Annotated in this window: 13 protein-coding genes; 8 read left to right on the top strand and 5 right to left on the bottom strand. The window is 42.7% G+C overall.

All coding sequences use genetic code 11. The features are described from left to right. The first annotated feature begins 34 nt into the window (after positions 1-34). Genes ACO6S0_RS16025 through bioD form a run of 3 tightly spaced genes read left to right on the top strand, consistent with a single transcriptional unit; the run spans position 35 to position 2192 of the window. Complete coding sequence (locus ACO6S0_RS16025) at positions 35-1198, top strand: aminotransferase class I/II-fold pyridoxal phosphate-dependent enzyme (protein WP_422349322.1); 1164 nt, start codon at positions 35-37, stop codon at positions 1196-1198. After that, positions 1195-1581, top strand: coding sequence for a DUF2007 domain-containing protein (locus ACO6S0_RS16020; RefSeq protein WP_422349321.1), 387 nt, complete (start codon positions 1195-1197; stop codon positions 1579-1581). Before ACO6S0_RS16025 ends, ACO6S0_RS16020 begins: the two co-directional genes overlap by 4 nt. Next, positions 1578-2192 carry a dethiobiotin synthase gene (gene bioD / locus ACO6S0_RS16015; protein WP_422349320.1) on the top strand — a complete coding sequence of 205 codons (615 nt, stop codon included), beginning with the start codon at positions 1578-1580 and terminating at the stop codon, positions 2190-2192. The genes ACO6S0_RS16020 and bioD overlap by 4 nt, the downstream gene beginning before the upstream one ends. Here bioD and ACO6S0_RS16010 read toward each other — a convergent pair. After that, positions 2184-3668, bottom strand: coding sequence for an ArnT family glycosyltransferase (locus tag ACO6S0_RS16010; protein ID WP_422349319.1), 1485 nt, complete (start codon positions 3666-3668; stop codon positions 2184-2186). The two genes, bioD and ACO6S0_RS16010, sit on opposite strands and share 9 nt — an antisense overlap. Before the next feature lie 53 nt (positions 3669-3721). Here ACO6S0_RS16010 and bioA point away from each other — a divergent pair, with 53 nt between their 5' ends. From bioA to ACO6S0_RS15990, 4 genes are all read left to right on the top strand, one after another. Next, positions 3722-5017 (top strand): adenosylmethionine--8-amino-7-oxononanoate transaminase, encoded by a 1296-nt coding sequence (gene bioA / locus ACO6S0_RS16005; protein ID WP_422349318.1) that lies wholly within the window; start codon positions 3722-3724, stop codon positions 5015-5017. A gap of 10 nt (positions 5018-5027) precedes the next feature. Then, a complete protein-coding gene (locus ACO6S0_RS16000; RefSeq protein WP_422349317.1) occupies positions 5028-6218 on the top strand; it encodes a beta-ketoacyl synthase N-terminal-like domain-containing protein in 1191 nt (396 codons plus the stop codon). A gap of 102 nt (positions 6219-6320) precedes the next feature. After that, positions 6321-7421 (top strand): biotin synthase BioB, encoded by a 1101-nt coding sequence (gene bioB, locus ACO6S0_RS15995; protein ID WP_422349316.1) that lies wholly within the window; start codon positions 6321-6323, stop codon positions 7419-7421. Between the two features lie 60 nt (positions 7422-7481). Further along, on the top strand, positions 7482-8351 hold the full coding sequence (locus tag ACO6S0_RS15990; protein WP_422349315.1) for a cupin-like domain-containing protein: 870 nt from the start codon (positions 7482-7484) through the stop codon (positions 8349-8351). A 4-nt stretch (positions 8352-8355) separates the two neighbouring features. Here ACO6S0_RS15990 and ACO6S0_RS15985 read toward each other — a convergent pair whose 3' ends face one another. The 4 genes from ACO6S0_RS15985 to ACO6S0_RS15970 form a co-directional block, all read right to left on the bottom strand. Next, a complete protein-coding gene (locus ACO6S0_RS15985) occupies positions 8356-8862 on the bottom strand; it encodes a regulatory protein RecX (RefSeq protein ID WP_422349314.1) in 507 nt (168 codons plus the stop codon). A 5-nt stretch (positions 8863-8867) separates the two neighbouring features. Further along, a complete protein-coding gene (locus tag ACO6S0_RS15980) occupies positions 8868-11222 on the bottom strand; it encodes a glycogen debranching protein (RefSeq protein WP_422349313.1) in 2355 nt (784 codons plus the stop codon). 87 nt (positions 11223-11309) lie between these two features. Beyond that, complete coding sequence (locus tag ACO6S0_RS15975; protein ID WP_422349312.1) at positions 11310-12857, bottom strand: Rne/Rng family ribonuclease; 1548 nt, start codon at positions 12855-12857, stop codon at positions 11310-11312. A 250-nt stretch (positions 12858-13107) separates the two neighbouring features. Beyond that, entirely contained in the window at positions 13108-13398 is a 291-nt protein-coding gene (locus ACO6S0_RS15970) for an HU family DNA-binding protein (protein ID WP_036380395.1), read from the bottom strand. A 122-nt stretch (positions 13399-13520) separates the two neighbouring features. Here ACO6S0_RS15970 and mutY point away from each other — a divergent pair, with 122 nt between their 5' ends. Next, the gene (mutY, locus tag ACO6S0_RS15965) at positions 13521-14555 is read left to right on the top strand and encodes an A/G-specific adenine glycosylase (RefSeq protein WP_422349311.1); all 1035 of its coding nucleotides are present in this window, start codon (positions 13521-13523) and stop codon (positions 14553-14555) included. Positions 14556-14558: the final 3 nt, after the last annotated feature.

Raw genomic sequence — 14558 nt, 5'->3', positions numbered from 1 at the left:
ATCATTTAAAGAGAGTAAACACTAAATTTGGGGCATGGGGAAACTGCCATCAAAATTGGAATCCAAACTTGCGGAACGTTCGGCAAATCAGTCCTTGAGAAACTTGCCCGAGGAGACGGATAGAGTTGATTTTTCCTCCAATGATTACTTGGGTTTTGCTCGGGAAAGGAAGATAAGCGAAATGACCGGGGATCTACTTAAGGAAAATGGGAAACAGAGGCATGGAGCTGGTGGCTCCAGATTGCTTTCAGGGAATCATGCGTTATACCCCAAACTGGAGTCTTTTTTGGCCCAGCACCACCAAGCAGACGCAGCATTGGTCTTTAATTCGGGATACGACGCCAACCTTGGACTGTTTTCATCAGTTCCCCAACGTGGGGATTTGGTTTTTTATGACGAACTAATACATGCTAGCATTCGGGATGGAATCAAAATGGGCAATGCAAAGAGCTATAAGTTTTCCCATAAGGATATTCAGGATTTACAAAGCAAGCTTGAGATGTCACTTCGAGGGCAGTCGAGAAGTCTTGAAATCGAAATCTACATCGTCACCGAGTCTGTTTTTTCAATGGACGGGGATTCGCCAGATCTGAAAAGGCTGGTTCAATTGTCCAAAGAATTCAATGCACATCTTATTGTTGATGAAGCCCACGCAACAGGGATTTATGGAGATGGAAGGGATTTGGTTTGCGAATTGGGACTTCAGGACGAAATTTTTGCAAGGGTGATCACCTTTGGAAAGGCCATGGGTTCTCATGGGGCTGCTATTTTGGGCAGTAAGGATTTGAAATCCTATTTGGTAAATTTTGCACGAAGTTTGATTTATACCACTGCACTTTCATCACATTCCGTAGCCGGGATTTTGGCCTCATACCAATTTTTGGAGACAAAAGGGGCAGACCGCGTAAAAAGCCTAAAGAAAAATATCAAGTATTTTAAGGAGCTGATTCGTGAAGAGGGGTTGGAAGGAGATTTTGTTGAAAGCGATTCCGCGGTGCATTGTCTCATTGTTTCTGGAAACCAACAGGCTAAGATGATGGCGGGTCATTTGCAAGAAGCGGGTTTTGATGTCAAACCCATTCTTTCGCCAACCGTCAAGTTGGGAGAGGAACGACTGAGATTCTGTTTGCATGCCTTCAATACCGAAGCGGAAATGAGCAGGGTTTTAGGGGAAATCAAAAAATACAGGAGCCGATGAAACAAGAGTTTTTTACTTTGGGAAGCTTTGAATTTCCAGCGGATGTCCAAATTATCAAGGGCAAGCTGGAAGCTGAGGGCATTCAGGTGTTTTTGAGGGACGAGAATACCATAAATTCCGATCCTTTGATCAGTAGTGCCATAGGCGGGGTTAAACTGCAAGTGTATACCACGGATATGGAAAGGGCCAAACGCATATTTGATGAAGTACGAAACTATGCTACCGATATGGAGGGTAAACCTATTGTTTGTCCAAACTGCAAGGCGGAGCGATCAGAAATTTATTATTCCAGAAGCAGTATTTTTTACAAACTTTTCCCCTTCTTTGAGCCCAAGAAATATAGATGTACAAGTTGCAACTTTATTACAAAACCTGAATCATGAGCTATTTTATTACCGGTACATCTACCGAAGTAGGTAAGACCATTGTTTCGGCCATTGTGGTGGAAGCCTTGGAGGCCGATTACTGGAAGCCTGTACAGGCTGGAGATTTGGATTATTCCGACAGTCATAAAGTCCAAGAATTGATTTCCAATCCCAATTCCAAGATTCATCAGAATAGCTATGCGTTGCGGACTCCGATGAGTCCGCATGCTGCCGCAGAAATTGATGGGATTCAGATAGAATTGGATCTGATAGTGCCTCCCAAAACCCAAAACAGACTGGTGGTTGAAGGTGCTGGAGGACTATTGGTTCCACTAAATGATAAGGATACCATTTTTGATTTGATCTCTCCCGAGGACAAGGTGATTGTGGTCTCCCGGCATTACTTGGGAAGTATTAACCATTCCCTTTTAACCATTGAAAAACTACAGGAAAAAAAGCTGCGGATTGGAATTATTTTTAGTGGGGATGAGCATCCCACTACCGAAAGTATCATACTAAAAAAAACAGGGGTCACCTTCCTTGGAAGAATTAATGAAGAACAGGGGTTTAATAAGGAAATGGTAAGAAATTATGCGGCTAAATTCAAGCATGCCCTGGAATCATTCTAACCGCTGATAGATTAATCCACGGCCAATGGTTTTCACCAGTTTATAGTGCTGGGCTAGATAGGCATCGATATAGGCGTTGAATTCCAATAGTTTTTTGTCAAAAATGGTTTCGCGCTTTCTCGTCACCAAGGTTTTAGGCTTAATTTCCTCCATGATGTAACGAAGTTCCTCCATGCCTGTTGTTCTTGGGTTGTCCATAAATGGAAATAGCTTGTCCCTGGTTATATTGCTAGGGTGGGTCGCAGCCTTGGTTGGCGGGGCTTCCCCCAAAACCCAATACCCAATATGATATTCCGTAAAGAAGATGTTCTCGGTCTCTAGCTTGTTCTCAATGATATAGTTGGGGACGTCTATTCCCTCCCCATTAAAAAAGGAACCTTTTTCCATTTTATTGTTGATAACATTGGCGTACTCCAGATAAGCCTCCATCGGGATCAATACAAGCAGAACTCCCGCAACGATTTGGAGATTTTTTTTCAAAGGCGGTAATTTACTCACAGCAATGGCAACCAGAATAAGTATAAAGGGATACAGCTGTATTAGATAATGCCCGTTGACCTTCCCGGTTTGCATAAATGAAATAAGGACGCCTAAAATAACCAACAGCAATACTTGGATTTCCTTGGATTTTATATCGATAAGCTTTTTACCAGTGCCCAAACCAAGTAAGAGAAGGGTACCCAGAACCACAGGCAGTGCTTTGCCTATGGAATGAAACTTGGATTGCGAATAGGCCAAAGGAGCTTCAAAAATGGACTCCCACCATGTAGTTAGTTCCCCTTGAAGATAATAAGGAACAGCAGTTAAGGTTACCAATAAACCAAATCCGATACCCATCCAGATTAGATGTTGCAAATCTTTCCAGAAATGTTGCCCCTTAAACGCGGTCCACAGCAAGTAGATACCAAGGGTCAGCATGGGGTAGGCCATATTCAGTTTGGACATTACCGAAAATCCAAGGAGAAGCCCAATAACCAAATGCCACCCTGGCCCATTCTTGGCAAGCAGTAAATAAAGTGCCATCACAAAAAAAAACGTGCATATATGCTCGGACATGACGCCTTGTAAACTACCAAAAAGACTCAAGAAGAAGACGGTAAAGATGGCGCACCAAAAGCCCACTTTCTTGGAAGTAATTCGTGTTGCCATACCATAGGTGAAAAGTGCGGTAAGCGCAACCAAGAGCGTTCCAAACAAGCGGATGGCAATAAAACTCTTCCCAAATACAGCAATAATCCCAGCAAAAAACAAAAAGGTAACAGGAGGTTTTAAATCCCAAAGCTGGGTATAGGGTAAATGACCATCTACCCAGGATTGCGCCATGATAATAAAAGTGCTCTCATCCCGATCCACATAGTCCCTAAAAAAGAAAGGAAATCGTATAAATAACGCAACCAAGAACAACACAAAAAATACCGTTTTCCAGTCTAATCTGCTGTTTAGGGAATCAAGAAATCCAATAGCTTTCTTAAGCACGGTGTGGTTGGTGTTTTTTAGGTTTTAATTACCATCTTTGCAAGATATATAAATTGAAGCGTTTGACTAATCCCACAGCATTGGAAAAGTTATCGGATCGGGACAAAAAACATCTTTGGCACCCACTCACACAGCATAAGACCCATTCAGAAATGTTGGCCATTTCCAAGGCCAAAGGCGTGTTACTTTTTGATGAGGAAGGCAAGGAATACATAGATGGCATTTCCTCTTGGTATACTTGTATGTATGGCCACTGTCATCCGTATATTCTGGAAAAGGTGGGGAACCAAATGCAGCAGTTGGATCAAGTGGTTTTTAGTGGATTTACCCATGAACCGGCGGTAAAACTTTCAGAAGAACTAATCAAGATATTACCAGCCAACCAAGAAAAACTCTTTTTCTCGGACAATGGATCCACGGCTACGGAAATTGGGATTAAAATGGCCTTGCAATACCACTTTAATCGAGGCGAAAAACGCAATGTCCTGTTGGCTTTTGAGGAAGGTTTCCATGGGGATACTTTTGGGGCGATGTCTGTTTCAGGCTTATCTGTTTACAATGGCCCTTTTGAGGATTTCTTTATAGAAGTGGATCGTATTCCCGTTCCAACGCAAGACAACATCGAACCTTTGTTGGCGGAGTTGGAAAGCAAATTGAAAAATAACAACATTGCTGGATTTATTTACGAGCCTTTGGTTCAAGGTGCCGCAGCAATGAAAATGCACAATGCTGACGGACTTGACCGGGTATTGGCACTTTTGAAAAAACATGGGGTACTCACTGTTGCCGATGAGGTTATGACGGGATTTGGTAAAACAGGGAAACACTTCGCTTCGGATTATTTGGAAACCAAACCGGATATCATCTGCTTGTCCAAAGCGTTGACCGCAGGTCTCGTTCCCATGGGATTGACTACCTGCACCCAAGAAGTGTATCAAGCTTTTTATAGTGATGATATAACCAAGGGACTCTTCCATGGACATACCTATACAGCAAACCCTTTGGCCTGTACTGCTGCCTTGGCGGCGGTTGAGCTATTGCAAACCGAGGAAATTCAGGAAAATATCCAAAACATTATCCAATGGCATAAAGCATTTGATGCGGAGATCAAGCACCACCCCAAAGTTGCCCATACCAGACAGCTTGGAGTAATTTATGCGTTGGATTTGGATATTAAGATGGAGCGCTACGGGAATCTAAGGGACAAATTGTTCAAACATTTTATGGATGAAGGGGTTTTTCTTAGGCCTTTGGGGAATACCATTTATATCCTAGCACCTTTTATAATTTCTAAGGAGCAAATGAACAAGATTTACGATACGATAAAATCAGCTCTGGAAATTGTATAGCCAATCAAAAATGTTGAAGCAACCCATTTCCATTACCGCCATATCTTCTATTTCAGCATTGGGAAGCTCCATGCCAGAAATATGGAATTCTTATCAAGAAGAGGATCATAAACTAACCCATGCTTATATTGGTGACCAAGAAGTTTGGGCCTCCTATCTTCCCGAATCTTTGAAGGCTGAGGTTATTGCCTTAAGGCAATCCGATTCCAAATACGAACAGCTGGATCACTCGGTACTTTTTGCCCTTTTGGCGGCCAGAAGGGTCATGGAACAATCAGGTTGGGATGCCACTGCCAACTTTGGAGTTAACATTGGATCCTCTAGAGGGGCTACTGGCTTGTTTGAAAAGTATCATGAAGCCTACTTGAAAGAGGGGAAATCATCCACCTTGTCTTCCCCGACCACTACTTTGGGAAACATTTCATCTTGGGTGGCCCATGATTTAAAATCAAAAGGCCCGGCTATATCCCATTCCATAACCTGTTCAACGGCCTTGCATGCAGTGTTAAATGCTGTGGCTTGGCTACAGAGTGGTTTGACCGACAAATTCTTGGTCGGTGGTAGCGAGGCACCATTGACCCCATTTACCATTGCCCAGATGCAGGCCTTGAAAATATACGCTAATATGTCACCTCGAGCGCAGTCGAGAGGAACCCAAAAAATACAATACCCTTCTCGGGCCATGGATTTGGAGAAGAAACAAAATTTTATGGTATTGGGAGAAGGTGCGGCCATGGCTTGTTTGGAAAGAGGTAAGAAAGCAAATGCGATGGGCTACATTATTGGGGTCGGATATGCCACCGAACCCTTAGAGCATAACGTTTCCATTTCCGCTGATGCCCGGTGCTTCCAGGATTCCATGAAAATGGCCTTGGACGATCTAGATCCATCCGAAGTGGATGCCATTGTGATGCATGCACCCGGCACCGTAAAGGGGGATTTGTCAGAATACAAGGCCATAGAAAAAGTTTTTTGTAACAAAATTCCGTTTTTAACAACCAATAAATGGAAAGTAGGTCACACCTTTGGTGCATCAGGACTTTTAAGCGTTGAGTTGGCCCTGCTCATGTTACAGCACCAAACCTACATTACAACTCCTTTTTTTAGTCAAGAACCGAAGTCGAAAGCCATCAAAAATGTGATGGTAAATGCCGTAGGCTTTGGAGGGAATGCGGTAAGTATTCTACTGGACAAGGCGTAGTTTGCAGCCATGACTTTTGTCATGGCCTTTTCTTTTTAACGCCATATCATTGTACGTTTAAAGGAATAAGGGCTATTTTTGACCCTGAATTATACTCAACCCATGATTGCACCAAGACACGACTGGACCAAGGAAGAGATTCTTAACGTGTACAACAAACCCCTTATGGAATTGTTGTACGACGCAGCTACCATCCACAGACAACATCATGATCCAAATACCGTACAGGTTTCTACCCTCTTGTCAATTAAGACGGGTGGTTGTCCGGAGGATTGCGGGTATTGCCCGCAGGCCGCCAGATATCATACCGATATTGAAGGGAACGATTTGATGAGTGTGCAGCAGGTAAAGGCCCAGGCACTTCGTGCCAAGCAATCTGGAAGCTCTAGGGTTTGTATGGGTGCCGCTTGGAGAAACGTAAAGGATGGCCCCGAGTTTGATCAAGTATTGGAAATGGTGCGAACCATCAACAAACTGGATATGGAAGTGTGCTGTACTTTGGGCATGTTGACAGAAAATCAGGCCAAAAGACTGGCTGAAGCTGGATTGTATGCCTACAACCACAATCTGGATACTTCAGAGGATTACTATAAGGATGTAATTTCCACTAGGGCTTTCCAGGACCGTTTGGATACGATAGACAACGTCCGAAAGAGCAATGTGACGGTTTGCAGTGGTGGAATTATTGGCATGGGAGAAGCGTTGGAAGATCGGGCAGGGATGCTTGTGGCCTTGGCTTCCTTGAATCCACAACCGGAATCTGTTCCAATCAATGCCTTGGTTGCTGTGGAAGGTACGCCCATGGAAGATATTGAGCCTATTTCCATCTGGGAAATGATTCGCATGGTAGCTACCACCCGAATTGTAATGCCCGAGACCCAAGTTCGCTTGTCCGCAGGGCGAACCGATATGAGTAGGGAAGGACAGGCCATGTGCTTTTTTGCAGGAGCCAACTCCATTTTTGCAGGAGATAAATTGCTCACTACACCCAATCCGGATGTGAATGAGGACATGGAAATGTTCAAGCTCTTGGGCTTGAATCCGCAGAAACCTTTTACCAAAATTTCCCAACCCAAAACCGTGGAAGCCGAGGATTCCCAGTTTGAGTCCAAAGGAGAAAAACCCAAGTGGTCTCGCCCCGGGCATACCATTGACCGGAATGAAGAGGCAAAGCTTAAGGGAAAATTAGTTTCCAAAGAATGAAACTTCGCACCGAGATTAAAAACCTTTTCTTAATTTAGCTGTTTCAAAATCATTGAAATTTTGGAACTTAACCTTGACCAGATTCCTAGGGAAAAAACCCTGACCAAAAAGGAGTTTCTTCGGAAATACTTCCGACCGCAAAAGCCGGTGGTTATAGAACAATTCATTGAGGATTGGCCAGCACATTCCAAATGGAACTTGGACTATATCAAGGAAATTGCCGGAGAGAAAACCGTTCCGCTCTATGACGATAGGCCCGTTAAGCATGATGAAGGGTTCAACGAACCCCATGCCCGCATGAGGATGCGGGACTATATTGACCTGTTAAAAAGAGAGCCCACCAAGTATCGGATTTTTTTATGGAATGTCTTGAAGGAAGTTCCCGCACTTCAAAAAGATTTTAAATATCCTGATTTTGGATTACGTCTGATGAAGGGTCTTCCCATGCTTTTTTTTGGAGGAAGCAACTCCCATACCTTTATGCACTACGATATTGATTTGGCGAACATTTTTCACTTTCATTTTGAGGGAAAAAAACAGTGCATCCTTTTTTCGCAATCAGAGACCAAGTTTTTATACAAGATTCCGCATTCATTGATTACCCGGGAGGATATCGATTTTGCAAACCCAGATTTGGAAAAGTGGCCGGCATTAAAGCATGCCAAAGGCCATATTACCCATTTGGAACATGGCAATGTGCTATATATACCCGAAGGGTATTGGCACCACATGAAGTACATTACTCCTGGATTTTCCATGAGTCTTCGTGCCATTGCCCGCAAACCCAGAAATTTTGGAAAAGCGGTTTACAACATCATGTTTATGCGGCATTTTGACAATTTGATGCGCAGGCTAAAAGGGCAAAAATGGATTGATTGGAAAAATGATAGGGCCATTGCCCGAACCCATAGTGTAGTGTTTCCGAAGTAGGGATTTATCCTATTTTGGGATTGTCCTGATTTACAAGCTCCATCAGCTTTTCATATACCAGATGGCTTTCCCACCCTCGATACAATAAGTAGTCTGCCGTTTTTTTCTTTTTCTTTTGAATATTGGCTTCCTGTAGCTGCTCCCATCTTTTTTTGGCAAGCTCATCCAGCGTAACCCTATAATCTTCCTCATCAATTTCTTTTAGGGCACTTTTGATATTGAACCTTGAAATCTGTCGCGTTTTTAGCTCATTGACAATCCTGTTTCTACCCCATTTTTTGATATTGAATTTTCCACGGGCAAAACTCTTGGCAAAGCGTTCTTCGTTTAAATAGTTTTCCTGAATCAAATGGGCCATAATGGTGTCTATGGCCTGGGGAATCATGCGCATGCTTTTAAGCTTGTCAATCACTTCCTTATGACAACGATCTTGATAGGCACAGTAATGTTCCATTTTTCGTAGTGCCTCCTGCACGGAAATGTGCTTATGGGGTGGATTTGGGAAGGGCATATATCCTATTCTCTGGTTACGACCAATTTGTTTCCGCTTGCGGTAAACACGGAATACTGATTGCTTTCTGTGGTGGAGGCTTCTCCTTCAGTTATAAGGTAGCTCCCTTTATCCAACTCCAATTGGATTTCCCATTCTGGATTGGTTTGCTGTATTTCTATAGTATCATCTGTGTAGTGGATGGAAATCGTATTGTTAACAATCTTTACATTTTCCAATGAGGCACCTTCATCCCACGCAGTCGGCATTTGTGGTCTTATGACCACTCTTTTTTGATTGGCCATGGGCCGAATCCCGAAAAATTGCTGCACAATGGGAATGGCATAGGAATAGATGTTCCAGGCCTGGGTCATCATTCCATAGTCCGGGGAAACTTCGTAAATGCTTCCTGGGAGGGCGTAACTGAAGGTTCTGGTCATTCGTTCCAGATAGTCCAGGGCTTCATCGGGTCTTCCATAGTTGTTCTCGGCTATGGCCTGTACCCCTGTGGGCAAGGTCATCACTGCTCCTGTATAGGAAAACACCTTGCTACCTTGAAACGAACCAAAATCCTTGCCTGCGGAATCGTCACGGTCTATCCCAGTGACAAATACCCCAAAGGGATTGGTAAACTTTTTAGCCGTATCCAAGGCGGTTATGGCTTTGGCCGAATCGGCTATGCCCATTTCCATGGGGGTGTTAACCACCCAGTTATGATGAAGCACAAAAGGTTTTAGTACGGGGGATGGATTTTTAAGAATTTGCGCCTTGGTAGCTTCAAGCTCCTCAATGGCCCAGGGTTTGTTCAGGGTGTCGGCACGAATAATGGCATCTTCAATAAGATGAATGGCCTGTTCATCGGTTCCCAAAAAATCGGCATATGACCCAAAGTCTTCAGACCAAAGTTCATTGTTGATTTTTTCCTTGAGTTGAATGGCCAATTCAGAGTATTCCTTGACCACATCTTCTTGGCCCAATTCAGAAGCAATTTTGGCGGCATCATCAAAAGCTCTTTGGGTGTAAGCGGCCACATCTATCATTTCACTGTTCAAACCATGTATTTCCATCATCCCAAAACCATCTGGGAAAAGATTTTTGTTGCCGTCGTTTTCTTCAAGCAGCCAGCCAAGTCCTTTTTGGATGGTGGGAAAGTACTTCTCCAGGAATTTTTTGTCCCCGTTCCAAGTGTAAATTTCCCAGATTAAGGATGCGAACTGAGGGGTCTCATTGATGTTGCCCGGGTTAAAGACAAATCCATTGGTGGACATTTCGTGAAGAATCTTTCCATTTCCGTTTACAGCCATGGAAACGCTGTCCAGTAGTTTTATGGTTTCTTCCACTATCTTATCCTGACCTATGGCCATGTATCCTTTCAAGGCATATTCGCTATCCACCCCAAACCACCACGGATAATCGGGAATCCCCGCCCCGATTCCTGTCCCTATTTCGGGAACGGTTCTTACCAGCCAATCACAGTTGTATTTGAGCCATTCAAACGTCTGCTCCAACCGTTTATCCGGTATGCTAAGCTTGGTTTGTGAGGCCAGTTGCTGGTAGCGCTCTTTTTTGGCCGATGCCATAGAAATGAAATCCTTCTGAATAGACGTAAAGGTTTTTTGGGCATCTTCTTTTGAAGTATAAGACCCGGAAACAACAAAATTTATAACAGTGGAAGATTTACCGTCCAATGCCACAGAATAGGTTAATGCATTGGAACTTCCATTTCCTTTTCCGTCCAGGGATTCGTGGGCTGTTGGGATTTGGTCGGATCCAAAAATATTGAACCAAGGGTTATCATTATCGTTCACAACCCATTGTCCGGATCCAAAACTGGAGGAGTCCTTGGCATCGATCATTTGAGTCTTTTCCCCCAACCATGTAGGTCTTAAGTCCGTATGTCCAATGAATTGAAAGGAGGATTTCTGTTTACTTTCCGTGTTATTTCTAATTACGTATTGGACGACCAGCCCCTGCATATTGTCAGGGACAAATTGCCATCTTTCCACCTCGATGTCTTTTGATGGCCATTCAAAAACGTGCAGATTGGCAAAGGGGTAGTTGACAAATTTTGATGCATTATTAAGGACTAAGGTGTCATTTTCTAAAATGAGCTTTCCGTCAAAACCATCCATTAGTTTGATGGGATGGTTCCAAACCCCTCCCATTTCACCTTTAATATGCCAACCTAAATCAGGGAAGCTTCCATCTTGATGGCCCACCATATAGACCCTGTTACCAGCTGTTACAAATGGAGATTCCAAATATTCCTTGTTCCCCTTAATTGAAGTAGATTCCGTTAGGATTTCCGAAAGTAAATTTTGTGTTGGGTTGGAACAGCCTAAAAAAAGGAATGTTCCCAAGAAGAGGGCTACAGTTTTCATAAAGTGCAGGTTATCTTTCAAAAATACCATATTGTTCCGAAACCCTTAAAACAAAAAAAAGCGACCCCTTTTTGGAGTCGCTTTTTGTTATCTAATTGTTTTACCGTCTTTGTCTTTAAAACGATATTCAAGGTATGTGTACGCATCCCTTGGTTGGATCTTAACCCATTTTTTGTGTTCCAAAAACCATTTGAAACGTTGTGATGGGAATCCTTGGTTAAGGTAGGCAGCGATGAAAGGATGGGTGTTCAGGATAATACCATTATCCTTGTACTTACCTTTCATGATTCGTTCTAGATCAACATTTATTTTGTCGATCAAAACAATGGGAGCTTCTACTTCTGCGCCTGAACCATTGGGGTTTTCCTCGCTGGTTTTGATGTTGACCTCTGGTCGTACCCTTTGTCGGGTAATCTGGACCAGACCAAATTTACTGGGAGGTAGGATTTTGTGCTTGGCACGGTCATCCTTCATTTCCTCTCTTAGATGATCAAACAGTTTTCTTCTGTGATCACCCTTGGTCATATCAATAAAATCCACTACAATTATTCCTCCCATATCCCTAAGACGCAATTGCCGCGCAATTTCTGTGGCGGCCAATAGGTTTACCTCTAGGGCAGTGTCTTCTTGGTTCTTGGCCTTGTTGGAACGGTTACCACTGTTCACATCAATTACGTGAAGCGCTTCGGTATGTTCTATAACAAGATAGGCACCCCTGCTCATGGAGGCTGTGCGACCAAAAGAAGTCTTGATCTGTCGTTCTATCCCAAATTTTTCAAAAATTGGGGCCGAACCGGAATAATACTTTACAATGGATTCTTTTTGAGGTGCGATTTCGTGCAAATAATCCTTGATTTGATTATGGAGCGTCTCATCATCAACATGGATTCCCGTAAAGGAATCATTGAATACATCCCTGAGAATGGATGAGGCTCTATTGAGCTCTATCAATACTTTTGATGGATGCGACGCCCGCTGCAATCTCTTGCACATGGTTGTCCATTTGGACAACAAATTCTGAAGATCTTTGTCTAGTTCTGCAACTTTCTTGCCTTCTGCAACGGTACGAATAATAACTCCAAATCCTTTCGGCTTAATACTCTTTACAAGTCGGATAAGCCTATCCTTTTCTTCCTTGGTCCCAATTTTTTGTGACACGGAAACCCGGTCTGAAAAGGGTACCATGACCAAATAGCGCCCGGCTAGGGAAAGCTCGGAGCTGATTCGAGGTCCTTTGGTGGAAATGGGTTCTTTTACAATTTGTACCAATAATGACTGGTTGGCCTTGATAACATCGTTAATACTGCCATTTTTGTCTATATCTTTTTCGAATGGAAAATCTTTGAGGGAATAGTCTTTTAGCTTTCCCGTTCTAATCTTCTTAATGAACTTAAGCATGGAGGACAGTTGCGGTCCAAGGTCATGATAGTGCAGGAATGCATCTTTTTCATAACCCACGTTTACAAAGGCCGCATTTAAGCCAGTGACGGGCTTTCTGATTTTAGCCAGGAAAATGTCACCAACAGAAAAGTTGTTGTCATCCTCATCCTTATGTAATTCAATAAGTTTTCCATCCTTTAACAAGGCAAAATCGACTGCATCAGGACTAGATCTAACGATTAATTCTCTATTCACCTGAATCGATTTTTATCCGCCGTGGCGGATGATTAAACAATATGTAGAATCGGTTTGTACCGATTGAAATTCTTTTTCTGAATCTCTATGTCAAAGAACGTATGGGTGTAAAATGAAAAAGTAGTTGCAACAACTACTTTTTCTTGTGTCGGTTAGCTCTTCTGCGCTTCTTGCGCTTATGGGTAGCTACCTTATGTCTTTTTCTTTTTTTACCACTTGGCATATGGTTCTTCCTTTTGTGTTAGTTATCTTATTTTACTTGAACGTTGCTCTTTACGCCTTCCACAAAAACCTTTGCAGGTTTGAAGGCAGGAATATTGTGGGCAGGAATTTTGATGGTAGTGTTCTTTGAAATGTTTCTACCTGTTTTTTCCGCTCTGGTCTTGATGATAAAGCTTCCAAAACCTCTTAAATAAACATTATCTCCATTCTCCAAGGACGATTTTACCTCCTCCATAAAAGATTCCACTGTTGCTTGTACGTCTCCTTTTTCTATACCTAGTTTTTCTGAGATTCTAGTTACAATATCTGCTTTCGTCATTTCGTATTACTGTTTTCTAATTTTTTAGGCTTGCAAATATAAAAATTAAAATTAATCTTTCGTTTAAACCCTTTAATTTTAAGTATATAAACTGCTACTTTTAACCCTTATTATTTCCTTGCATGTCTTTTTCCCGAAAAATTCTGGATTGGTATCAAATCCATAAGCGTGATCTACCGTGGAGATCTACCACAGACCCTTATAAAATCTGGCTTTCGGAAATTATGCTGCAACAGACCAGGGTGGCCCAGGGCATGCCGTACTATCATAAATTTTTGAAAAATTTTCCTACTGTTAAGGACCTCGCCAGTGCTTCGGAGGAAAAAGTGTTAAAGTTATGGCAAGGATTGGGCTACTATTCCAGAGCTCGAAATCTTCATGCCACGGCCAAGATGGTGGTGGAGGACTATAAGGGTAATTTTCCAAACACTTATAAAGAGTTAAAAGCCCTAAAAGGAGTTGGGGATTATACGGCTAGCGCCATTGCCTCTATTTGTTTTGATATTCCCGAACCTGTGGTGGATGGCAATGTGTATCGGGTTTTATCGCGCTATTTTGGGGTGGATCTGCCCATCAACAGTACCCAGGGAGTCAAATACTTTAAAGATTTGGCCCGGGAAGTTATGGATGTCAAGAACATTCGGGATTACAATCAAGGGATCATGGAGTTTGGAGCCATACAATGTGCTCCCAAGAATCCTGATTGCGGAAGTTGCCCACTGAATGAAAGTTGCGTGGCCCTAAAAGAAAACAGGGTATTCCAATTGCCAATCAAAACAAACAAGACCAAAGTAAGGCAGCGTTATTTTAATTATTTGGTTTGTTTGGACGAGGATAAAAGAACAATCTTGGAACAACGGCAGGGTAAAGGTATTTGGCAAAACCTGTATCAATTTCCGCTATTGGAGACCGAAGATTTGGTAGGGCAGAAGGAATTGACCCAAATCCTTAATGGGAAATTGAAAGATGCTGCCAATACAGTTGCCTTGTACAATAAGGAACCCATAATCCATAAATTATCACACCAGCATTTGCATACCCGATTTTGGATTTTGGAAACAGACGAACTGAATTCCGGGGGAATCCCATGGGAGAAAGTCCACAATTATCCAGTGCCAGTTTTGTTGGCCGACTTTATAAAGACATTTAAAATTTAGTAC

It is taken from the genome of Flagellimonas sp., assembly GCF_965233845.1.
Lineage (GTDB): Bacteria > Bacteroidota > Bacteroidia > Flavobacteriales > Flavobacteriaceae > Flagellimonas.
Note: the sequence above shows the minus strand (reverse complement) of the source record. Positions and strands in the feature narration are given on the sequence as shown.